This window comes from Streptomyces sp. NPDC046821 (assembly GCF_040645335.1).
GTDB lineage: Bacteria > Actinomycetota > Actinomycetes > Streptomycetales > Streptomycetaceae > Streptomyces.
In genome coordinates this window covers 185,289-207,706 of the sequence record NZ_JBEYYB010000003.1, presented here as the reverse complement: position 1 = coordinate 207,706, position 22,418 = coordinate 185,289, and the positions used below count along the sequence as shown (strand labels likewise).

Annotated in this window: 17 protein-coding genes and 1 riboswitch; of the genes, 6 read left to right on the top strand and 11 right to left on the bottom strand. The window is 70.5% G+C overall.

All coding sequences use genetic code 11. From position 1 onward, the window contains the following. Positions 1-40: 40 nt before the first annotated feature. Positions 41-1,300: a M14 family metallopeptidase gene (locus tag ABZ893_RS07480; RefSeq protein WP_361398293.1), complete on the bottom strand. Its 1,260-nt coding sequence runs from the start codon at positions 1,298-1,300 to the stop codon at positions 41-43. Positions 1,301-2,119: 819 nt separating this feature from the next. After that, positions 2,120-2,315, top strand: a riboswitch (cyclic di-AMP (ydaO/yuaA leader). 3 nt (positions 2,316-2,318) lie between these two features. Between ABZ893_RS07480 and ABZ893_RS07475 the strand changes: the two genes are divergently transcribed. From ABZ893_RS07475 to ABZ893_RS07465, 3 genes are all read left to right on the top strand, one after another. Continuing rightward, a complete protein-coding gene (locus ABZ893_RS07475; RefSeq protein ID WP_361398290.1) occupies positions 2,319-3,080 on the top strand; it encodes a LysM peptidoglycan-binding domain-containing protein in 762 nt (253 codons plus the stop codon). Between the two features lie 210 nt (positions 3,081-3,290). Then, entirely contained in the window at positions 3,291-4,421 is a 1,131-nt protein-coding gene (locus tag ABZ893_RS07470) for a CapA family protein (RefSeq protein ID WP_361398287.1), read from the top strand. 157 nt (positions 4,422-4,578) lie between these two features. After that, the gene (locus tag ABZ893_RS07465) at positions 4,579-5,025 is read left to right on the top strand and encodes an SPW repeat protein (RefSeq protein ID WP_361398284.1); all 447 of its coding nucleotides are present in this window, start codon (positions 4,579-4,581) and stop codon (positions 5,023-5,025) included. 140 nt (positions 5,026-5,165) lie between these two features. Here the strand turns inward: ABZ893_RS07465 and ABZ893_RS07460 are convergent, their stop codons facing one another. Beyond that, positions 5,166-5,972 carry a hypothetical protein gene (locus ABZ893_RS07460; protein ID WP_361398281.1) on the bottom strand — a complete coding sequence of 269 codons (807 nt, stop codon included), beginning with the start codon at positions 5,970-5,972 and terminating at the stop codon, positions 5,166-5,168. Beyond that, positions 5,969-6,352 (bottom strand): hypothetical protein, encoded by a 384-nt coding sequence (locus tag ABZ893_RS07455; protein WP_361398279.1) that lies wholly within the window; start codon positions 6,350-6,352, stop codon positions 5,969-5,971. Before ABZ893_RS07455 ends, ABZ893_RS07460 begins: the two co-directional genes overlap by 4 nt. 97 nt (positions 6,353-6,449) lie before the next feature. Between ABZ893_RS07455 and ABZ893_RS07450 the strand changes: the two genes are divergently transcribed. After that, positions 6,450-9,851, top strand: a complete 3,402-nt coding sequence (locus ABZ893_RS07450) for a CHAT domain-containing protein (protein WP_361398276.1) — start codon at positions 6,450-6,452, stop codon at positions 9,849-9,851. Positions 9,852-9,917: 66 nt separating this feature from the next. Beyond that, a complete protein-coding gene (locus ABZ893_RS07445; protein ID WP_361398273.1) occupies positions 9,918-10,631 on the top strand; it encodes a tetratricopeptide repeat protein in 714 nt (237 codons plus the stop codon). Positions 10,632-10,718: 87 nt separating this feature from the next. Here ABZ893_RS07445 and add read toward each other — a convergent pair whose 3' ends face one another. From add to ABZ893_RS07430, 3 genes are read right to left on the bottom strand one after another with little or no spacing between them, the layout of a single operon-like run. Continuing rightward, a complete protein-coding gene (gene add / locus ABZ893_RS07440; RefSeq protein ID WP_361398269.1) occupies positions 10,719-11,735 on the bottom strand; it encodes an adenosine deaminase in 1,017 nt (338 codons plus the stop codon). Positions 11,736-11,772: 37 nt separating this feature from the next. Further along, the gene (locus ABZ893_RS07435; RefSeq protein WP_361398266.1) at positions 11,773-13,566 is read right to left on the bottom strand and encodes an adenine deaminase C-terminal domain-containing protein; all 1,794 of its coding nucleotides are present in this window, start codon (positions 13,564-13,566) and stop codon (positions 11,773-11,775) included. Between the two features lie 56 nt (positions 13,567-13,622). Next, positions 13,623-15,092 carry a cytosine permease gene (locus ABZ893_RS07430; protein WP_361398263.1) on the bottom strand — a complete coding sequence of 490 codons (1,470 nt, stop codon included), beginning with the start codon at positions 15,090-15,092 and terminating at the stop codon, positions 13,623-13,625. Between the two features lie 152 nt (positions 15,093-15,244). On the opposite strand from ABZ893_RS07430, the gene ABZ893_RS07425 reads away from it, so the two are divergent. Continuing rightward, positions 15,245-16,324: a LacI family DNA-binding transcriptional regulator gene (locus tag ABZ893_RS07425; RefSeq protein WP_361398260.1), complete on the top strand. Its 1,080-nt coding sequence runs from the start codon at positions 15,245-15,247 to the stop codon at positions 16,322-16,324. Positions 16,325-16,513: 189 nt separating this feature from the next. Here ABZ893_RS07425 and ABZ893_RS07420 read toward each other — a convergent pair whose 3' ends face one another. The 5 genes from ABZ893_RS07420 to ABZ893_RS07400 form a co-directional block, all read right to left on the bottom strand. After that, a complete protein-coding gene (locus ABZ893_RS07420) occupies positions 16,514-17,974 on the bottom strand; it encodes an amidase (protein WP_361398257.1) in 1,461 nt (486 codons plus the stop codon). 34 nt (positions 17,975-18,008) lie between these two features. Beyond that, complete coding sequence (locus tag ABZ893_RS07415) at positions 18,009-19,115, bottom strand: sugar phosphate isomerase/epimerase family protein (protein ID WP_361398255.1); 1,107 nt, start codon at positions 19,113-19,115, stop codon at positions 18,009-18,011. A gap of 56 nt (positions 19,116-19,171) precedes the next feature. Beyond that, the gene (locus ABZ893_RS07410) at positions 19,172-19,990 is read right to left on the bottom strand and encodes an ATP-binding cassette domain-containing protein (RefSeq protein WP_361398252.1); all 819 of its coding nucleotides are present in this window, start codon (positions 19,988-19,990) and stop codon (positions 19,172-19,174) included. After that, positions 19,987-21,027: an ABC transporter ATP-binding protein gene (locus ABZ893_RS07405; protein ID WP_361398249.1), complete on the bottom strand. Its 1,041-nt coding sequence runs from the start codon at positions 21,025-21,027 to the stop codon at positions 19,987-19,989. Before ABZ893_RS07405 ends, ABZ893_RS07410 begins: the two co-directional genes overlap by 4 nt. A gap of 88 nt (positions 21,028-21,115) precedes the next feature. After that, positions 21,116-22,408 (bottom strand): hypothetical protein, encoded by a 1,293-nt coding sequence (locus ABZ893_RS07400; protein ID WP_361398246.1) that lies wholly within the window; start codon positions 22,406-22,408, stop codon positions 21,116-21,118. Between the last annotated feature and the right edge of the window lie 10 nt (positions 22,409-22,418).

Here is a 22,418-nt window from a genome sequence, read left to right as displayed (position 1 = left end):
CCCGCGGGGCCGGGCACCACAGCGCAGGAGGGCAGCGGGGTCAGTCCGCCGAGGTCTCCCACCCATAGTCCGGCAGCTTGAAGAAGTCGTCGCCGTCGACCCGGTCGGCGCTGCCCGTGGCCAGGCCCGTCAGCAGGGACTCCACTCCGGTACGCACGGACTGGACGAACATGCCGCGCTGCTTCTGCCCCAAGTCGTCCTGCTGGCCGCGGACTTCGAAGAGGACCGTGCCGGTTCCGTTGAGGGCGAAGGCGGAGCGGCCCTGGCCGGCGTATTCGCGCGCGTCGGGATGGAGGTAGCGGCCGGTCGCGGCGAGCCTCGACTGCTCGCCGTACGCGTCGGCGATGCCGTTGGCCACGGTGAGCGCGTAGCGGCGGGACTTGTCCTGGTCCAGCTTCGGCCACTGCTTCTTGTACTTGGCCCCGTCGTTCACGCCGAGCGGCGGATAGTCCAGCGAGACCGTGATCAGCTTGCCGTCCTGCGGGCCGCCCGAGACGCGCTCGCAGGGACCCATGTGGTGCAGATCGATGAACGCGTCGACGGCTCCCTTCTCGTTGCGCATCTTCACGTACGTGTCGCGGATCGCGCGTGACTCGGGAGTGAGGAAGAAGCCGGCGCCGGTCTGCTCGCCGGGGAGGTCGGAGGCCTTCGGGACGTAGTTCAGATCCGGGTTGAAGTCCCGGTTGAGGTCATAGCCGGGCTGGTCGATGCCGTCGCCGCTGAGGCTGTGGTACCAGGCACGCGGCGCCCCGGCCAGCTGCGGGAACTGCGCGACGGTCTGGTCCCAGGAACGTACGTCGATACGACGGTTGAGCTCGCCGCCGTCCGGGTTCACCATCGGCATCGCGACCAGGGTGACTTTGCTGAGGAGTTCGGCGACCTGCGGATCTGAGCTCGAACCGAGCTGCTTGAGGATGCCGATGAGGGCCTCCGTGCCGGTGCGCTCGTTGCCGTGAATGGCGCTGGTGACCATCAGGACGCGGGGGCCGGTGCCCACGCGTGCGGTCCACAGTTCGCGGCCCTGGGTGGTGCGCCCGGCGACATCGACCCGCACCCGGCCCTTGCTGGTCTTCTCGATCTGCCGCAGTGTGGCGCCGAGTTCACCGTGGTCGGTCCAGCCGGACCAGGACGGATCGTCGGAGATCTTGCACTTGCCGGGTTCGCTCTCCGCGGCTGTGGCGGTGGCCGCGGCCGGCGAGGTGACCAGTACGGTCCCTAAGACGGCGGAGGCCGCGACGGTGGCGACGGCTGTGCACAGCGCTCGTGTACGGGTGTTCCGCGTGCGGGGGTGGGTGCGCATCAGGCGGGCTCCTCACGACGTTACGGGCGGGACGGGCGTGGGGGGGCGTTCCGGATGATGCTGACCCGAGGGTCAAGGAACGGTCAATGGGGCCTACGCGAATGCCCATGCCCGACCCGCACCCAGATCACGGTGAAGCCGGGCGCCGGCGGCAAGCCGGTCCGCGTCGCCGAGACCGTTGTCACGGTTTCTGAAACAGCGTCAATCATTGAGTTCGGCGCACGGGCGCAGGGTCCGCACACGCTCCCGCATTCCCGCGCAGCAATAAATCCCTTATTCGCACCCCAAGCCAGTGACGGCCAATCAGTAACTGACCGGAAACTATGCGTAGGCCCGACATCTGAGCTCACAGATTTCCTGAGCCGGCCGACCCACGGACAGGCAGTGCGACCGCGGGGTCCGCCACCCTCTCGGTCGATCAGCCGATCGACCGAGATGATTCATGGCTAGATGCCCGTTTTGTGACGCAAATCCACCCGCACCTTATGTCCATCTTGAGTGCAAACATTCCTCTTCGCGTAATTAGCGATACTCGCCACTTTACTGCCGCATTTACGCGTCGCTGGTGCGAAATATCCGGCTTAGATGCGCCGTTGAATGGCATTCCGATCTACGTCCCATTCAGTGAAACGGGTCACACGAATGACCGCCGGCAACTCGATCTTCCCCGGGCCCGCTTCCGTTGCAGGCAAAGAAAGTTGGGGTTTTCGATCAAAGAAGGCGGGGAGTTTTCGATCTCCCGGGACCGACCCCGCGTATTCCGCATCCGAATTCCTGCCTTGTTCCGTCCGCGCTTTCTCGCTTAACGTCTGCCTCACTCCGGATGGAACGCCGAATCCTGCCGCTGTCCGGAAACCCTCCACCCACTCAGAAACTTGCGGCAGGAGCGGGGGACCCAGGTAAGCCGCCGATCCGGATTCCGGAACGGCTCGGGGTGAAGTCGCACACGCAGTGCGACCGGACATCTCCCGTCCGAACCCGACAGCTCACCTCGCAGGCGACGGAGAGGAAATTTGTCATGCCCGCAAAGGGAACCCACCGCCGCCCCAACGCCAAGACGCTTGCCCGGACCATCGCCGCAGTGAGCGCGGGCGGAGCCGTTCTCGTTCTCCCGGTGCTCGGCGCGACCGTGGCCGACGCGGCGCCGGCCGCCCCGGCGGCAAAGACCGCCCCGGCTGCCAAGACCGCCGCCGCCCCCGAGTCCTACGTAGTCGTCCACGGCGACTCCCTCGCCAAGATCGCCCACGAGCACCACGTGGACGGCGGCTGGAAGAAGCTCTACGAGGACAACCGCAGCGTCATCGGCGACAAGCCGAACCTGATCCACCCGGGTCTCAAGCTCACGCTCGGCACGAAGAACGCGGCCGCGCCCACGGTCGCCAGGCCGACCGCCGACCGGGCCGACCGCTCCGCGCGCCCGGCGGCCGCGCCGGTCGTGGCCACGGCGCAGAAGACCTACACGAACGACCTTGACGGCTGGATCAAGGAGTCGCTCGACATCATGGCCAAGCACGGGATCCCCGGCTCCTACGAGGGCATCCACCGCAACATCATGCGCGAGTCCTCCGGCAACCCGCAGGCCATCAACAACTGGGACTCCAACGCCGTCGCGGGCACCCCCTCCAAGGGTCTCCTCCAGGTCATCGACCCCACGTTCGCCGCGTACCACGTGGCCGGCACGTCGATGGACAGCTACGACCCGGTCGCCAACATCACCGCCGCGTGCAACTACGCGGCCGCCACGTACGGCTCGATCGACAACGTGAACGGCCCGTACTGACAGACGGTTTCACCGCACAGCAGCAGTAGCAGTGGTGGGCGCCTGACTCTTCAGGCCGGCTCCAGCAGGCCCTGACGCGGACCTGCCCACCCCTACTAGTGTCAAGAAAAGGCGCCTGACCTGGCCAGTGGCCAAGTCAGGCGCCTTTTGCTCGCTCCGCCTATCCCACGCCCCTTCGCGCACCGTCGGCGACGGTCTTAGCGTGGAGGTGTGTACGAGGGTGTGGTCACGTTGTTCCTCGGCGGGGACGTGATGCTCGGCCGGGGGGTCGATCAGATTCTGCCGTGCCCGGGTGATCCGGCGCTGCGGGAGACGTACATCCGTGATGCCCGTGCCTACGTCGGGCTGGCGGAGGCGGCGAGCGGGACGATCCCCCGGCCCGTCGGCTTCCGCTGGCCGTGGGGCGAGGCGTTGTCGGTCCTGGACGACGTCGCGCCTGACGTGCGGCTGGTCAATCTTGAGACCTCCGTCACAGGCGACGGGGACTTCGCGCCCGGCAAGGAGGTCCACTACCGGATGAGTCCGGCCAACCTGCCGTGCCTGGCCGCGGTCCGGCCCGACGTCTGCTCGCTGGCGAACAACCACGTACTCGACTTCGGCCCGCGCGGCCTCCACGAAACGCTCGATGCCCTGGCGGGGGCGGGGCTGCGGACGGCTGGTGCGGGCCCGGACGACGTGCGGGCGCGACAGCCGGCGATCGTGCCCCTGGGAAGTGGCGGGCGGGTGCTGGTCTTCTCCTTCGGTATGCCGTCCAGCGGGATCCCGGAGAGCTGGGCCGCCACCGGGGAGCGGGCCGGTGTCGACGTCGTCCGGGAACCGTCGATGGCTGCCGCCTCCGCGTTCGCCGACCGTCTGCGGCATGTCCGCAGGCCGGGGGACATCGCGGTCGCCTCCGTCCACTGGGGTCCCAACTGGGGATACGCCGTCTCCCGCTCCGAGGTCAGCTACGCCCACGCTCTCGTCGACGCGGGCGTGGACCTCGTACACGGACATTCCTCGCACCATCCGCGTCCGCTGGAGGTGTACCGGGACAGGCTCGTCCTGTACGGCTGCGGCGACCTCGTCGACGACTACGAGGGCATCGGCGGCTACGAGCGGTACCGGGACGACCTGCGGTTGCTGTACCTGGTCTCCGTGGAGGCCGACACCGGACGGCTGGTCGACGTACGGATGGTGCCCCTGCGGGCGCGCAGGATGCGGCTGGAACATGCCTCGCCCGAGGACACCGAGTGGTTGCGTGCCGTCCTCGACCGGCGCAGCCGGGAGTTCGGCACCCGCGTCGACGGTGGGCCCGACGGCACGCTCACGCCGCGACCGCTGCGCGCCGGGCACCGCACGTGAGCTCCGCTATGCGCCGCCCGGTACCCCGTGAGGGGCCGTTCGGCCCACGCCTCGGGGAAGGGTGTGGACCATGATGTAGGGAGGAAGTAAGAGGTTTCCTCCCCTTCTTCCCCATGAGCATCGAACGCGGTTCGGAAGGACACGGGAGGTGTCTGACATGACCGAACGCACATTCCCGGGGATCGAGCAACACCCGGACATACTCGCGCTGCGTGCCAGCTCCGAGCGGGCGACCACGACTGGGACGGCGCAGATCATGGAGGGACTGGCCCTGCTGACCGGTCTGTACCTGGCGGCATCGCCGTGGATCGTGGGCTTTCACACGATCCTGACGACCCTGGCCATCACCAACCTGATCGCCGGCCTGGGGTACGCGTTCCTCATGGGCGGCGGCTTCGGCTCCGCCTACGAACGTACGCACGCCATGTGCTGGGCGGCGGCCGGGATCGGCGTGTGGACCGTCATCGCTCCGTTCGCGGTCTCCGGTGCCAGGGGCCTGCACCCCGCCTCGGTGGTCATCAACAACGCGGTGGTCGGCGGTCTGGCCATCTGCTTCGCCGTGGGCACGGGGCTGCTGGGGATGATGTCCAAGCGGCGGACGTGACGCTCCTCCCGGACAGATGTGACGCTCCTCCCGGACAGAACGGACAGAGGCGCCCGAGCGGGGTTCCACCCGCTCGGGCGCCTCTGTCCGTGGATCCCCGGGCGCCTCTGTCCGGTGGATCAGGGCGCGGCCATGGTTCCTCACCCCCGCTTGTTGAGGATGTCGTTGATCCGTGCCCCTTCGTCCGGGGTGATCCGCCCGTGCGGCAGGTCGATGCCGAGGGTGTCCGCGAGTGGCCGCTGATGGATGTCGACCGCGGCCTCCACGAGGTCGGCGAGCGCCGCCGCCGACGTGCGGCCCCGCACCTGTCCGGCGGCCATCGCGACCAGGCCGACCGGCACGGCCGGCCACCAGAAGGCGCCGAGGAGCAGGTAGAGAATCCCCCACGCGGTGACGTCCGCTGCCGCCCGGTAGCGGGTGGTCGCGTCGCGGATCGCGGCGGTCGCGGTGTCGGGGAGCAGCAGCCACAGCCGTGGCCAGGCGAGGGCCACCGCCAGGCCGTACTGCGCGTCGACGCGCTGGTCGACAAGCCGGAAGCGGTCGCCGATGGCGCCGGCACGCGCGGGCAGGTAGCGCGCCGGCACCGTGCGCCCGCCTCGGGCCAGCGCGCTCTCGGCCCTGCGCCGCCGCCTGGCTACCCACCGGGCGGGACCGCGGGCGACCCACAGCCCTCGTACACCCGCGGCGACCCCCTGTGCGGCCAGGCCGGCGCCCGTCGCGGCGAGCAGTGCCCCGGCCACCGCGAGCACCACGGCCGCGGGCCGGCCGGCGAAGTGGTGCCCGAGCCGGCGCACCATGTCCTCCAGGTGCCCCACATCCAGCGCGTGCGCATGGCCGAGCCACGCGGCGCACGTCACGGCGGCCACGAACAGCCCGCCGGGCAGCACCAGGACGCTCAGCCAGCGGTCGGCTAGCTTGCGGCCGACCTCGGTGAGGAGGGTGTTCACCGCGACCTGAAGATCATCGGCGCTTCGTCGATGACGCAGCGCGGTTCGCGGCCGTCCTCGTCCGCACCGGCGCGGCGCCCGCACCGGCCGCCGGGACAGCGGTAGGTGCCGCGCACGCGGACGGCGTCGAGCCCGAAGGCGCGCAGGGACTCGGGGGTGCCGTCCTCCGGGCGGCCGACGGACTTGTCGGGGTCGGGTGCCGGCTCGTATCCCAGGAGACGGCTGACCTCCGCCGCCGGGCGGCCGTCCCTGACGGCGGCGACGGCGCGGTCGAGCCGTGCGAGGGCGTGGTCGTCGCCGGCCGCCGCGTCCTGGAGCTCGGGCAGGGCGGCGCACAGCCAGGCGGCTGCGGCCCGGTCGTCCGGGGTCGGCGTCAACACGTTCCTCCTGGGTCGGTTTTTCTCGGCGGTGGGCTTCTCGGCTCGATTACCGTAGCGGTCAACGGAGATGCGGTGACCGGGGGTTGGGGGTGACGCCGTGCCGGACGAGGATCTTGCCGCGGCTGTGCGAGCCGTGACCGCGCTGGCCGAGTGTTTCGAGCGGTATCAGGACCGTGACGCGGTGCTCGGCCTCGGCGTGCTGCCGGCGGCCGCGCCCCTGTGGCGTGCGGCGATGACACCCCAGGGCACATCCTTCGAGGTCATGCACGCGCTGGCCCGGCTGCACTGGGCACGATGCCAGGCGGGGAGCCCGTCCGACGAGCTGGAGTCCCTGCTCCTCTACTACCGGATCTACAGCTTGGACCGTGGACTGGTGCCCGACGAAGTGATGCGCCGGCTGTCCATGACTCCGACCATCGACCACCAGTTCCTCGGACCCGAACATTGGGGGCGGCGCGCCATCGTGCTGCTCAAGAGACAGCAGTACGCGGACGACCCGGACGAACTCGACCGGGCCGTGGACCTGTTCACCGCGACCACCACGGCCTATCCGCCCGAGGACCGCCACTGGCCGGGGGACATGGCCAATCTCTCGCTGGCGCTGCGGATGCGGTTCGAGCGGCGGCGTGACGTCGCCGACCTGGAGCGTGCGGTGACGACGGCGCGCGCCGCACTGCGCGTGGGCCCGGTCGGCGACACCTTCGCCAACCTGCTCAACAACCTGAGCCTCGCGCTGGCGGACCGCGCCGCCGAGGCGGGAAACCCCGTGGACGCGACGGAGGCGGTCCAGTTCAGCACCCAGGCCCTGCGCGGCGCCCACTCCTCCGACCTGCGGCTCCTCTGCGAGAGCGGCCTGGTCTCCACGCTCCTGACCCGCTTCGACCTCACCGGCGACATCGCTGATGTGGACCGTGCGGTCCCGCACGCTCGGGCCGTGGCGGAGGCGGCACGCGACACCGACCCGGGCACCACGACGTACCGGGCGAATCTCGGCGAGGCGCTGCTCAGGCAGTTCGAAGCCACGGGACGGCCCGAGCTCCTTCGCGAGGCCGTCGCGTCGATGACCGTGGCGGTGAAGACGGCGGGGCCCAAGCACCTGAACAAGCCCGCGTCGCTGGCCGGCCTGAGCCGAGTGCTGTGGACCCGCTACCTGCACAGCGGCGATGTCCAGGACCTCGACGACGCGGTGACCTCGATCGAGGGCGCATTGCGGGTGGAGCGTGAACGGGACCGACTCCGACCGGAGACGTTCAACACCCGCGGGCTGATACTCCGCACCCTCGCGGACGCGACCGGGCAGCGCGCCCATCTCGACGCGGCCGTGGAGGCGCACCGCGAGGCGTTGCGCCTGACGACGCCGGAGCATCGCCGGCGTACGGCGTTCGCGACCAACCTGGGAAACGCTCTCCTGTACCGGCATCAGGGCGGCCCCCACCCGGTTTCCATCAGCTTCGGCACCGTCCGCTTCGACGCGACGCACGGGCCACGGCTGCCCCGGGACATCGCGGAGGGCTTGCACGCGCTGGTTCCCGAGGCCGGGGGCGAGGACTCGGCCGACCTGGCGGAGGCGGCGGAAGCGCACCGGCTGGCCGCGCAGGCCACCGGGCGGCATCAGCCGCAGCGGGCGAACCGCCTCAACAACTGGGGCAACAGCGCCCATGCCCGCTTCCGGGCCACCGGGCAACGCGCGGACGGAGAGCAGGCCGTCACCCTGTTCCGGCAAGCGCGCGAGGCCACACCGCCCCACGACCCCGTGCACACGCACGCCACCCAGAATCTCGCCGCCGCCTTGCTGGACCTCGGCGACGAGCACATGGAGGAGGTGCTGGCGCTGCTCCGGGAGGTGGCCGGTGAGCCGTCCGCTTCGCAGTCGTCCCGCATCGAGGCCGCCACGTCCTGGGGCAGAGTCGCGGCCGGGCGAGGGCAGTGGGACACCGCCCTCGACGGCTACGCGGCGGCGATCGAGCTGCTGCCGTCGCTCGCCTCGCCCGGGGTGGACCGCGAGGTGCGCGAGCAGCGGCTGGCGCGGTGGAGCGGTCTGGCCACCGAGGCCGCGAGCTGCGCGATCGCCGCGGGCGACGCCGAGCGCGCCCTCGAGCTGCTGGAGCAGGGCCGGGGCGTGCTGTGGTCCCAACTCCTCGACACGCGAGGGGACATGGACCTGTTGCGGGCGGCCGCCCCGGACATCGCCGACCGGCTCGCCGAGGTGGAGGCCTTGCTCGACTCCTCGGGCGGTCCGCAGGACGTCCACGAACCCGAGGCCGACAGCGAGGCGCGCTGGTGGGCGCGGGCCGCCGACGAGCGGCTCGCATGGGCCGACGAACAGGACGAACTCCTCGCACGGGCAAGGGAGTTGCCGGGCCTCGCGGACTTCCGCCGGCCCGCGTCGGCGGCCCGGCTGCGGCAGGCCGCCACCGAAGGGCCGGTCGTCCTGGTCGTCGTCAGCCGCTGGCGTGCCGACGCCCTGGTGGTCACGGAGGCGGCGACCAGGATCGTGTCGCTGCCGGACCTCGACCTCGCCGGCGCGGCGGGGCGCGTCGTGACCCACCTGGTGAGGCTGGAGCAGTACGACAGCGGGCCGCGCAGCGCCACCGCGCGGGTCTCGCTGAACCTCATGGTGACCAGCACCCTCGACTGGCTGTGGCGTACCGTCGCCGAGCCTGTGCTCAAGGCGCTCGGCCACACGGCCCCGCCCGCCCCCGGCGAGGCGTGGCCCCGGGTGTGGTGGTGCCCGACCGGACCGCTGGCCCTGCTGCCGCTGCACGGCGCGGCCCGTGCGCCGGCGGACGAGTTCGCCCGGGAGCCACAGACGCCGGGCGAGGCCGTGACCGACCGGGTGGTGTCGTCGTACACTCCGACCCTACGGGCGCTGATCGAGAGCCGGGCCGCCCGCTCCCCCGCCGGCCTGCCCGCGCGGCTCCTCGCCGTCGGTATGCCGGACACCCCGGGCCTCGAACCCCTGCCGCAGGTGGACGCCGAACTGGCCGCGCTGCGGCGGTTGTTCCCCGAAGTGACCGAGCTGCGCGGCCCGGCGGCGACCCGGCAGGCCGTGCGCGAGGCGCTGCGCTGTCACCGCTGGACCCACTTGAGCTGCCACGGCGGCCAGACTCTGGGCCGCCCCTCGCGCGGCGGGATCATGCTGTCCGACGGGATGCTGAGCATCGCCGACCTGCACGCCGACCGTTTCGGGCAGGGCGAGTTCGCGTTCCTGTCGGCCTGCCGTACGGCCATGGGCGGCATCACGGTTTCGGACGAGGCGATCACCATGGCGAGCGCGCTGCAGTACGCGGGCTGGCGGCACGTGATCGGCACGCTCTGGCCGGTCGGCGCGGACACGGCGGCCCGGCTGTGCACACGGCTGTACGGAGATCTCACGAGCGGAGGCGGCTTCGAACCCGGTTCGACGGCGTACGCCCTTCATGACGCCGTGCGGGAGCTGCGGGCCGATGACTCTCAACTGCCGTTGCGCTGGGCGGCGTTCACCCACTTCGGCGCGTGAGAGTGGCGGTGCGATGCGGCGAAACGTAATACGTTCCTGGACCAACTCAACGAGGAGGTCGCGCAAATGACCGAGTCTTCGCCCGAGCCCGAACTGCCCCCAGACGTCATGCGTCGCATGGAACGCGCCGTCGAGCTGAGCGACAGCGGCCTGCACGAGCTCCTGGAGCCCGAACTACGGGCGCTGCTGGCCGACTTCGAACGTCTCCTGGGCCCGACGCACGACGAGACCATCGACCTCTACGACGCCCTCGGCCACACGCTCTACCAGTTGGAGCGCCTCGCCGAGTCCGAGGCGATGCACCGCGAGGCGCTGTCCCGCAGCCACCGCGCGCACGGCCCCGACCACCCCGCCACGCTCGCGTACGCCCATAATCTCGGCGCCGCGTTGGGCGTGGCCAAACACACCGAGGAGAGCATCGAACTGCTCACCGACACGACCGAGCGCCTCGACCGGCTGCACGGGCCCGACCACCCGGACACGCTCAACACGGCCTCCACGCTCGGTTCGATCCTTTACGCGGCAGGCCGGCGCGAGGAAGGCCTGACCGTTCTGGAGGGCACCCACGTCAGGTGTCGGGCCGTTCTCGGTGACGACGACGATCTGACCATGAAGGTATGCAGCGACCTGGTCGCCGCCCTCCACACCTCCGGCCGCCGGCAAGAGGCCGGACTGATGCTGGTCGGCCTCCTGAGAACCTACGAGCGGCTGTTCGGTCCGAACGACGTCATGTCCCTGCGGACGCGGCAGCGGCTGTCGGTGATGGGCTGGGGGGTCTGAGCGGGGCCGACATCACGGCGGCCGCGGCAACGCCAAGACCCTGGCAGGGAGGCCTCCCTGCCAGGGTCTTGAGGTCGATCAGCCGGCTCAGCCGTTCGCGTACGCGTCCAGCTCAGCCAGGAAGCGGTCGCGGATCGCCGGGGCGGCCCAGGAGATGTCGATCGCGTTGCGCTGGAGGCGGACCAGGTCGGCGTCCGTGAGGGAGGCCGGCTCGGGGCGCAGGACGGCCAGGTTCTCGGCGACGTAGCCGGGGAAGTAGGCCGGGTCGTCGGAGTTGACCGTGACCTTGATGTCCTGGTCGAGCAGGGCGCGGATCTCGGCGGCCTTCAGGCCGTCCGTGACGTGCGAGTTGGAGATCGGGCAGACCGTGAGGCCGAGGCCCTTCTCGCGGATCGCGTCGAGCAGCGCGGGCTCCTCCAGGGCGTTGACGCCGTGGTCGATGCGGTCGACGCCGATCTCCTCGATGACCTGGCGGATGTGCTCGGTGGAGTTCTTCTGGTCCACGTCGCAGTGCATCGTCAGGCGGTAGCCCTCGGCGCGGGCGCGGGCGAACACCTCGCGGAACTTGACCGGCGGGTTGCCGGCCTCGTCCGAGTCGAGGCCGACGCCCACGATCCAGTCCTTGTACGGCAGGGACTGCACCAGGGTCGTCATCGCGAACTCGGCCTGGAAGTCGCGCAGGAAGCACATGACGAGGCGGCCGGTGAAGCCGGTCGCGCGCTCGGCGTCGTCCAGGGCGCGGGTCAGGCCGCGGATCACGGTGTCGAAGGCGACGCCGCGCGCGGTGTGCGCCTGCGGGTCGAAGAAGATCTCCGCGTAGCGCACGTTCTGGGAGTGCGCCTTGGCCGCGTAGGCCGCCGCGAGGTCGTAGAAGTCCTGCTCGGTACGGAGGACGGTCATGCCCTCGTAGTACACGGCGAGGAAGCCGGGCAGGTCGTCGAAGTCGTACGCGGCCTGCAGCGCGGCCTCGTCGGCGTACGGCAGCTCGACGCCGTTGCGCTCGGCGAGCGCGAACTTGAGGCCGGGCTCGAGGGTGCCCTCGATGTGCAGGTGCAGCTCGCACTTGGGCAGTCCGGCGATGAACGCGTCCACGTTCACGGTCATGATGCTCCTCAACTCCTCGGTTCTGTACGTCAGTTCGTCAGCCGGCGGCCGGAGCGACCGGGGCGGCGGCCGGGTCGAGGATGTCGACGACGTCCTGCGTGTGGTAGTTGACGACGCCGAGGTCGGTGACGGCGTACTCGGGGATCGCGGTGATCTCCAGGAAGATCAGGAAGCCGAAGGCGGAGGGCAGCTCGCAGCCGAGCGCGCGGGCGGCGGCCTCGAGGCGGTCCTCGGCCTCGGCCATCTCCTCGGGCGTGAGGTCGGCGACGATGCCGGCCACGGGGAGCGGCAGGAACGCCTTGATCTCGCCGTTCTCGACGACGATCTGGCCGCCGCCGTGCTCGGAGAGGTGGTTGATCGCGAGCGCGATGTCGTCGCGGTCGGCGCCGACGCAGATGATGTTGTTGTCGTCGGGCGCGGCGGAGGACGCGATGACGCCGGAGCGCAGGCCGAAGCCGTTGATCATCGCGGTGACGGTGGCGCCGTCGTTCTTGCCGTAGCGCTCGGAGACGGTGACGTAGAGGGCGTCGCGCTCCACGTCCGCGCGGACGGTGCCGTCGACGACGGGCAGCGTCATCGGCACGCCCTTGCGGACGAACGGAACGGTGCGGTCCATCTCGACGACGAGCACGTCCGCGCTGTCGCCCTCGGCGCGCACGCCGATGGTGTCGGCGGTGACGGGGGCGACCTGGAAGGCCGGGGACAGGGCGGCGGAGCGCTCGGGGGCGACCGGGGCGTTGAGCGTGCGGCCGTTCTCGGCGACGAGCTCGCCGCGCGCGAAGACCCGCTCGACCTGGAAGGACTCGGGAGAGTCGACGATGAGCACGTCGGCGAAGCGGCCGGGCGTGATCGAGCCGACGAGGTGGTCGATGCGGTACATCTCGGCGCAGTTGACGGTGGCCATCTGGATCGCCTCGACCGGCTTCACGCCCGCCTTGATCGCCATGCGGACCAGCTTGTCGAGGTGGCCCTCGCGGATGATGTCGGCGACGTGCATGTCGTCGGTGCAGAAGCCGACGCGGCGCGACTGGGCGCCGAACTCGGTGACGGTGCGCACGTTCTCGTTCATGAAGTGCGCGACCGACGACTCGCGGATCAGCAGCGACATGCCGGCCCGCAGCTTCAGCAGGGCCTCTTCGGCGGTGTAGCTCTCGTGGTCGAGGCGGACACCGGCGGCGGAGAGGGCGTTGATGGTGGTGGGGGCCGCCATCGGGGCGCAGCCGAAGATCGGCAGGCGGTTGCGGTGGGCCAGTTCGAGGGCCTTGAGGACCTTCTCGTCGCGGTTGAGGACGAACTCGGCGACGGTCTCCCACACGCCGAAGCACTCCGCGGTGTCCTGCACCTCGGCGTGCTCGTCGGGCCCGAAGCGGAAGCCGACGGTGGTCTCCGGCAGGGTGTACGGCGTCTTGAACGGCGCGCCCCAGAAGATCTTCATCGGGGAGGCGTCGGCCTCGCGCAGCGCCTCACGCACGCCGTCGAGCCCGGCGACGACGAGGAACTGGTCGAGCCCGGAGATCACCGAGGTGGTGCCGTAGCGGACGGCGGCGTCGGCGAACATCGTGACCGACAGCTTGGAGCACTCCAGGTGCAGGTGGCCGTCGATGAGGCCCGGGGTGAGGTACTTGCCGGTCGCGTCGACGATTTCTGTAGCCGGGCCCTCGTACGCGGCGACGTCACCGGTGGCGGCGATGCGGTCGCCGGTGATGGCGACGTCGGCCGGGTAGATCTCACCGGTGCAGACGTTGACGAGCTGTCCGCCGCGGATGATCCGGTCGGCCTTGACGACTCCCTCACCCGCGTCGATGAGCTGGCGGAGGCTGGGCTGGTTCATGGTGTTTCGGCTCCAGAAGAAGGCGTACGAGGGTGAGGGAGTTTTTTGGGGCGAGGTCAGAGCGTGGCGGTCAGCTCGGCCTCGGCGCGCACGGTGCGGCGGGCGAGCAGCCAGTAGGTGACACCCGCGACGATCGCGCCGGCGAAGACGGACAGGTCGAGGCCCCCGGCGGCATCGGCCAGCGGTCCGACGAAGACGGTCGAGTCGACCCAGAGCACGGCGGCCGCGAAGCCGAGCAGCACGGCGATGAGACCGGCGGGGCGGACGCCGCCCTTGTGCCAGTAGATGCCCTTGCTGCCGGTCTCCTTCGGGAAGAGCGACGGCACGTGGTAGCTGCCGCGGCGCAGCACCCAGTCGGTGAGGTAGACGGCGGCCCAGGGGCCGAGCCACAGCACGATGAGGCTGAGGAAGTTCGACAGCAGGGTGTAGAAGTCGGCGGAGAAGACGGCCCACAGGGTGATGGCCGTGCACAGCGTGAGGTCGACGAAGACGACCATCCAGCGCTTGATCGGGATGCCGACGGCGAGCAGGTTCAGGCCCGAGGAGTACATGTCCGTGGTGTTCACGGCGAGCAGCGAGACGATCGCGAGCAGCAGGTACGGGGTGGTGAACCAGCCGGGCAGGATCTCCGGGAGGCCCGAGATCGGGTCGGCGGCCTTCTCGGTCGCGGTGGCGACGGCGGCGCCGAGGACCTGGAGCAGGATGTTGGGCACCATGCCGCCGAGCGCGGCGCAGGCGAAGACCTTGCGGGGCGAGGAGTCGGCGGGCAGGTAGCGGGAGTAGTCGCTGCCCATGTCGGCCCAGGACAGGCCGCCGGACGCGGTGACCATGGCGAGGACCAGGGAGATCTCGACCACGGACGGCGTGGACGTGTAGGTCTCGAAGTTCACCTTGGGGGCCACGAGGATCGCCATGACGGCGAACATCGCGGCGAAGATCCAGGCGAAGTACTTCTGGACCTTCATGATCAGGTGGTAGCCGGACAGCGGCAGCAGCATCTGCAGGCCGGCGGCGGCCGCGATGACCAGGAGCTTCACCGGCGTGGTCGTGGTGACCCCGGCCTGGTCGAGCAGGGCGAGCCCGGCGAGGACGATCAGCACCATGCCGCCGGCCTCGAAGCCGACGAGCATGACCCAGCTGAGCAGCGCGGGCAGCTTGCCGCCGCGCGGGCCGAACGCGGCGCGCGAGACGGAGTGTGTGGAGGTGCCGGTGCGCGGGCCCTGGAGGCTGGTGAGGCCGGTGACGGCGAAGCCCAGCATGTTGCCGACGACGATGAGCAGGGCCGCGTACCAGAAGGACAGGCCGAAGGAGACGACGAGCGCTCCGTAGACCACGGTGAACACGGTGGTGTTGGTGCCGGCCCACAGCCCGAACAGGCGGCCGGGGCCGCCCTGGCGTTCGGCGTCGGGGACGGCGTCGATGCCGCGCTGCTCGACCGTGAAGACGGAGGCGGAGCCCTCCGGGGCCTTCGAGGGGTCGGCGGGCTCGGGGGATGCGGGCGGGGCGGAGCGGGTGGCCTCGGCCATGGTCGGCAGGCGTCCTTTGCGGGGTGAGCGGAGTGCCTAAACGTTTTGGCATCGAGATGTGTTCGAGCAGGGCGTCATTGCCCAAACGTTTTGGCGATGCTCCGGAAGGTACTGCCTAAACGTTTTGGCAGTCAATCTGTAAGCTCACAGTCATGTCAGACGTCACAGAGCCGCAGGGGTCACACGGGACGGCGCGCAACGCGGGCCGCAAGGGAACGGGTGGTGGCCTGCGCGAGGTCGCCCGCCGGGCCGGCGTCTCCGTCACCACCGCCTCGCACGCGCTCAACGGCGTCGGCCGGGTCGGCGCGGACACCCGCGAACGCGTCCTCTCCGTCGCCCGCGCGCTCGGCTACCGCGCCAACCCCAACGCGCGCGGCCTGCGCGGCGCCCGCACCGGACTGATCGGCCTCACGCACCGCACGTCCGTCGAGGGTGGCATCACCGACATCGAGTACTTCGTCAAGATCGTCAACGCGGCGACCTGGACGGCGATGGACCGCGACTACTCCCTCGTCCTCGTCCCGCCCTCTCTCGACGGCCGCCCCTTCGAGTCGCTCCCCCTCGACGGCACGATCGTCATCGACCCGCTCACCGACGACCCGCTGCTCACGCGCCTGTCCGCGATGGGCGTCCCCGTCGTCACCACCGGCCGCGACCTGTCCCGCAAGGACGCCTTCCCATGGGTCGACAACGAACTCTCGACCTGCGCCCAGGCCGCCCTCGACCACCTGGCGGCGACCGGCGCGCAACGGGTGGGGCTGTTGACCGGTTCCACCGGCCAGTCCTACGACGAGGACGCGGCCCGCGCCTACCGCGACTGGTGCGAGCGCACCGGTCGCCCGGTCCTGATGGACCACGCCGAGCCGGGCACCGACTCGGCGGCCGCCGCCCGCCGCATCCTCACCCGCCCCGACCGGCCCGACGCGCTCTACGTCGTGATGGAGAAGTTCGGCTTCGCTGCGCTCGCCGTCTGCCGCGAACTGGGCCTGTCCGTCCCGGAGGACGTCCAGATCGTGGTCGGCGCCGACGGCGAGTTCGCCCGCAGTGCCCGCCCCTCGCTGACCGCCCTGGACCTCGCCCCGGAATCCATCGGGCGCCAGGCCGCCGAACTTCTCATGAACGTCATCAGCGACCCGCCGGAGCCCGGCACGGCCCCCGAACACCGCCTGGTCCCCGCGAAGTTGCTGGAACGGGAGTCGACGCGGGGGCGGTCGGGGGCCGAGGCGTCGTAGCCTCGGGGTGCCCCCGGGCGGGTGGCGCTCAGGGTGCCATCCGGCAGGTGGCGCTCAGGGTGCCCGCGGCCATGTGGCCCCCAACGTCCCCACGGGCAGGTGGCCGTCAAGGTGCCTGCGGGCAGGTGACCCTCAAGGTGCCCGAGGGCAGGTAGCCCTCAGCGTGTCCGCGGGCTGGTGGCGCACCGCTCACCCGGCACCCGGCGCTCCGATCGCCGCGAGGGGCAGGGGAACCCGGCAGGGAGAGGTGGCTCGCTCGAACGCCGCGCTCGCCCGGAGCACCGTCGCGTCGGCGAGGTGGCGGCCGATGACGTGCAGGCCCACCGGCAGTCCGGACACCGTCAGGCCCGCCGGGACCGACGCGGCCGGCTGTCCGGTCAGGTTCGCCAGGTAGGTGAAGTAGTTCCACGCCCCGGTGTCGACGGCCCGGCCCTCGATGGTGTCCGGCCCGGCCAGGCCCACCGGGAAGGCGGGGGTGGCGGCTGCCGGGGTGAGCAGCAGGTCGTAGCGCCCCATGATGCGGGCCATCGTGTTGGCGATCTCCTTGCGCCGCGTGATGGCGTCGGTGAACTCGTGTGCGCGCCACTCCCGCGTGACCATTTCCACGACGTGCGGCGACATCTGTGAGCCGTACTCCCCGGCCAGCGCCCGCATACCGGTGAGGTCGGACTCCAGCGCCACCAACGCGTCGAAGGTCGCGGCCGGATCGCGCCACGGTGACTCCAACTGCTCCACCATGCAACCGAGTTGGGACTCGAACACGGCCACCGCGTCCCGGAAGACTCGGCGCACCTCCGGGTCGACGGCGGCATAGCCCCAGTCCTCGGTGTACGCCACCCGCAGCCCGCGGATGTCCCGGGTACCGGACGCGGCGGCCTGCCAGTCGACGTCGCACGTCGGGATCGAATGCCTGTCCCGCGCATCCGGTCCGGCGATCACCGAGAGGAGCAGGCCGCTGTCCGCGACGGTCCGGGTCAGCGGTCCGATGTGTTCCAGCGATTCCCAGCTCGACAGGCCCGGGTACCGCTCGTCCCGGCAGCCCGGATAGAGCGGCACCCGGCCCATCGACGCTTTCATGCCGAACACCCCGCAGAACGACGCCGGGATGCGGATCGAGCCGCCGCCGTCGCTGCCGAGGGCGAGCGCGCTCATCCCGGTGGCGACCGCGACCGCGGATCCGGCGCTCGAACCGCCCGACGTCATCCGGGTGTTCCACGGGTTGAGGGTGGTCGGGAACACCGGGTTGTGGCCCACTCCCCCGTACCCGAGTTCGGACACGTTGGTCTTGCCGACCAGCAGTGCGTCGGCCGCCTTCACCCGTTCCACCACGACGTCGTCCTCGTCCGGGACGAAGTCGCGGTAGGCCGGGCAGCCGCCGGCCGTGCGCACCCCGGCCGTCGAGATCAGGTCCTTGACCGCCAGCGGGACTCCGGCGAGCGGGCCGACCTCGTCTCCGGCCGCGAGCCGGGCCTCCAGGGCCTTGGCGTCGGCCCGGGCCGTGTCGAGCATCGGCGTGCAGAACGCGTGGAGGACCGGGTCGAGGTCTTCGATCCGGGCGGCCACCGTCTCCATGACCTCGACCGGCGACACCTCGCGGGCGCGGACCGCCGCGGCCAGATCGACCGCGGTCAGCTCCCACACTTCGGTCATGACGTTCCCGCGCACGAAGCGCGGACCGCGACGGTCACGCCGCCACCGCCGGCTGCCGGTCTACGATGTTCCGCAGATGCCGGGCTCCGCGCTGGATGAACTCGACGGCCTCGGCGTAGTAGTAGTCCGCGGCGGCGTAGTCCTCCAGGCTCGGGATGCCACCCTTCGCGATGTTCTCCTCTCCCTCGCGCGACAGCTGCAGGTACGCTGCGAATTCCTCGACGGTGAGGTCCGGGTGGCCGGCGAGCCAGTCCTCGTTGTAGACCTCGACGAGCGTGCCGGTTATGTTCGGCCGCTTCTTGACGTCGAAGGTCGGGTAGCTCTTGATGGCCTCGTCGTCGGGCTGCCGGCTCTCCATGGTCAGGTTCACCGCCGGGTTCTCGGCGAGGATCACCGGCACCAGTTGGGAGAAGTCCACTACGCCGTCGCCGATCGGCCGGGTCTGCAGGATCACACCACCGGGCGCGGGCACGATGACCGCGTCCTTGAGATGTGTCTGCCGCACGTACGGCGCCACCCGGTGGGCGGCGCGCACCGGATCCTCCGCGCGGTGCAGCACGTTGGACGTGTCGAAGACGATCCCGACCACGTCGGGACCCACCTCCTCGACGAGCCGCACCACCTCGAAGCTGGTGACCTCCTCATGTGTCTCGAGGTTGAGGTGGACCCCCGTCTCGCGCAGCACCGGGGCGAGCTTCTTCAAGAACCGTCCCGTCGCGGCGAGTTGCTCCTCCCAGGGCGCGTCCGACCGGAAGCGGTCGTAGCTGAACCGGCCCGGGTACGGCTGGCGGTTCGCCGTGCCGGCCCACAGTTCCGTACAGCCGATCTCCGCGCACGCCCTGATCATGCGGGTGAAGCCGAGCAGGGTGTCGCCGTCGCCGATCCGCCGCAGTTCCGGCGCCTCGCCGCTCGCGAACGGGTTCACCTTGCCGAGGCCGGACTCCAGGTAGAGGCCCAACTCGTCGGCGGTGTCCCGGATGTCCCGCAGCAGCCCTGGGTCGAGCGTCGGGCTCATGTCGAGCACGGTGCGGAAGAACACGCCCTCCATACCGAGTTCGTGTGCGTGGCGCACACTGTCGACCGGTCCTCGCTTGGCCGCGTCCGGGATCTTCCGTCCGTCGATGCCGATCCGTACCTGCATGTCCTCCCCATTCGTGCGTCGCCCGGGGCGACTTCGGTCAGTGGCCAACGGTTCCGTCACCCGGCCTTGGTCAGCCGCGCCTGTGCGCGCACCCGGGCCTGCGGCGGGTCGGGAACGGGCACGGCTTCGAGCAGTGCGCGGGTGTATTCGTGCGAGGGCTCGGACAGGACGCTCTCGGACGGTCCCTGCTCGACGATCACGCCGGACTTGATCACCGCGACCGTGGAGCACACCTGCCGGACGACCGCGAGGTCGTGCGCGACGAACAGGATGGTCAGGCCCATCTGTTCCTGCATGTCCTTCAGGACGTTGAGCACCTGTGCCTGCACGGAGACGTCGAGCGACGACACCGGCTCGTCGCACACGAGCAGCTTCGGCCGGACGGCGAGGGCGCGGGCGATCGCGATGCGCTGCCGCTGTCCTCCGGAGAAGGAGCGCGGATACCGGTCGAGGTCGCGTTCGCTCAGGCCGACCGCGGTGAGCAACTCGACCACGCGGTCCTTGCGTTCGGCCGAGTTCTTGGCCAGCTTGTGGACCAGGATGCCCTCGCCGACCAGGTCGAGCACGGTCATCCGCGGGTTGAGGCTCGACGTCGGGTCCTGGAAGACGAGCTGTACCTCGCGGTGCAGCCGGCGTTGCGCCTCCCGTTTCGCGGACGGGATGTCGATGCCGTCGTAGGTGACCGAACCGCTGTCCGGCTTCACGAGGCCCATGATGTTGCGGATGATGGTCGTCTTTCCGGAGCCCGACTCACCCACGAGGCCGGTGATCTGTCCCGCCTCTGCGTGCATCGTGACGCCGTCCAGCACCTTCACCGGCTCCCGGCCCAGCGCGCTGTACGTCTTGTGGACGTCCTTGAGTTCCAGCAGGCTCACGACGCCGCCTCCTCTCCCGCCTCGCCGTACCGGTGACAGGCCACAAGGCCACCGCTCGGCAGTACCGTCAACTCCGGCTTCTCGGCCTGGCACCGCGCCACGCTGTGCGAGCACCGCGGGTGGAACGCGCAGCCGTCGGGCCGGGCGCTCGGGTGGGGCGGCGATCCCACGATCGTGGGCAGCCGCCGCACGCTGACGTCGATGCGGGGCACCGCCTCCAGCAGTCCGGCGGTGTACGGGTGGGCCGGCTCCGCGTAGACCTCGTCGACGCCCCCCTCGTGGATCTTCCGACCGCTGTACATCACGGCCACGCGGTGGGCGAACCCGGCGACGGTCCCGAGGTCGTGGGTGATCAGCAGGACTGCCAGACCGCGGTCGCACGACACCTTGTCGAGCAGGGTCAGCACCTGTTCCTGCACCCGCACGTCCAGCGCGGTGGTCGGTTCGTCGGCGATCAGCAGCGCCGGTTCGCCGGCGAGCGCCATCGCGAGGACCACACGCTGGCGCATACCGCCGGAGAACTCGTGCGGATAGGCCTGCATACGCTGCGTGGCATTGGCGACGCCCAGCTCTTCGAGCACCGACCGCGCGCGCTCGTGGGCGACCTTCTTGGACAGTCCGGCCGCGCGGAGCGGCTCCATGACCTGGGCGCCGATCGTCATCAGCGGATTGAGCGCGCTCATCGGGTCCTGGAACACCATGCCGACCTTGTGGCCCCGGACCTCGGCCATGTCCTTCTCGCCGAGGGCGAGCAGGTCCTGGCCCTGGAGCTCGATGCTCCCGGAAAGGCGGAAGCCCGGGTCGAGCCGCATGATCGAGCGGGCGGTGACGGTCTTGCCGGAGCCGGATTCGCCCACCAGGGCGACCCGTTCACCGGCTTTCATCGTCAGGTTGAAGCCGTCGACCAGCCGCACCGGCCCGTTCGCCGTCGTGCATTCGACGACGAGATCGGAGACCGAGAGCAGGGGGCGGGCCGCGTCGGCCGTGTTCTCCTGCCCCGCCGCGACAGCACCGGAGGTTTTCGCTTTCGTTCTCATGACCACCTCGAAACCCTGAAATGAATCGATTGGGTAAGCCGCGCCGTGCACACCGGCGCATTGAAATCTTTGAGGCCCAACTCCCCTGTCACACAGAGGAGTTGGCGGAGCCCGGAATAACCTTCCGGAAGATCTCCTCGACCCGCGCGGGCTCCAGCCATCGCGGGTATTCCGGGATCTCGCGGACGGCTGCGTCGAGTGCGGCGTAGACCGTCTCGACCTGTTCGTCGGAGAGTCGGACCCCGAGGTTCTCGCCCAGCTGCCGGACCATCGCGCGGGTGCTGAGCGAGTCCCACACCCATCGCACCTCGGCGCCCACCACATCGGCTTGGACGCATCCGGAGATCGGCGGGAACGTGTCAGGTCCGTCGCGCAGGGCGGTCAGGACATCGCCTGGTGTGTGCTTGAGGAAGGCGTAGCCGCCGGTCACCGGCTTGAGCGCCGGGTTGGGGAGGCCCATTTCCCGGGCGACGAGGTCGGAGAGCGGCTGGAGCTGGTCCAGCTTGATCCCGGTGTCGACGCCGTAGAGGACTTCCAGGCTGGTGGCGACTTCTTCAAGGGGCGGGAATCCGCAGCGGTACGAGGCGCCGTTCACCGACACGTCCGGTCCGGCGCCGGCGGCGGCCGCCGCGATGGCGGCCGCGGTGCCGAGTCCGAAGTCGTCGTGGACGTGCATCGTCAGCGGCACCTCCCGGTCCAGGCGGGACCGGAACCGGCGGATGAACACCCGCATCGCCTCCGGGCTGAGGCTGCTGGTGGAGTCCATCAGGTCGAGCCGGTGCGCTCCCAGCGCGATGGCCTCGTTGGCGACGCGCACCATGCGGTCGAAATCGCGCCGTCCGCACTGCGCCAGCGTGATCGTGTAGCGCAGGCCGCACGAGCGCGCGTAGTCGAGGACAGTGGCGAGTTGCTCCAGCTGCCGCTTCTCGGCGTCGAGGGACGGTGCCTCGACGATGCCCGGTGCGACGACCTCGGCGCCGATGCCGAGCAGCACGTCGACGGCGGCGCGTCCGTCCGACACCGGGGCGCCGTCGCCGTTGCCCAGCAGGGTGTCGGCGTAGACGTTGGTGGTGAAGGAGAATCCGCCGGCGAGGATCTCCCGGACCAGCTCGAACTCACGGGGGTTCGGGCCGTCGTCGCCCCACCAGTCGAGGTTCAGGGCCTCGTCCTTGATTCCTGCGTCCGCCAGCGCCTGCGCGATGCGCAGGAAGCCGTCGATCGCCGTGGTCGCCCCGGCGGTGTAACGGACCTTGCGGAGCGTGCTGTCGATGAGCCCCAGCGGCGACGGGAAGTCGAACTGCTCGGTGACCTCGGGCTCGAAGTTCACCGGGCTGACCCAGTGCTGTCCCTCGACGCGGTGCTGCCGGTCTGGATTGATCATCGCTGCCTTG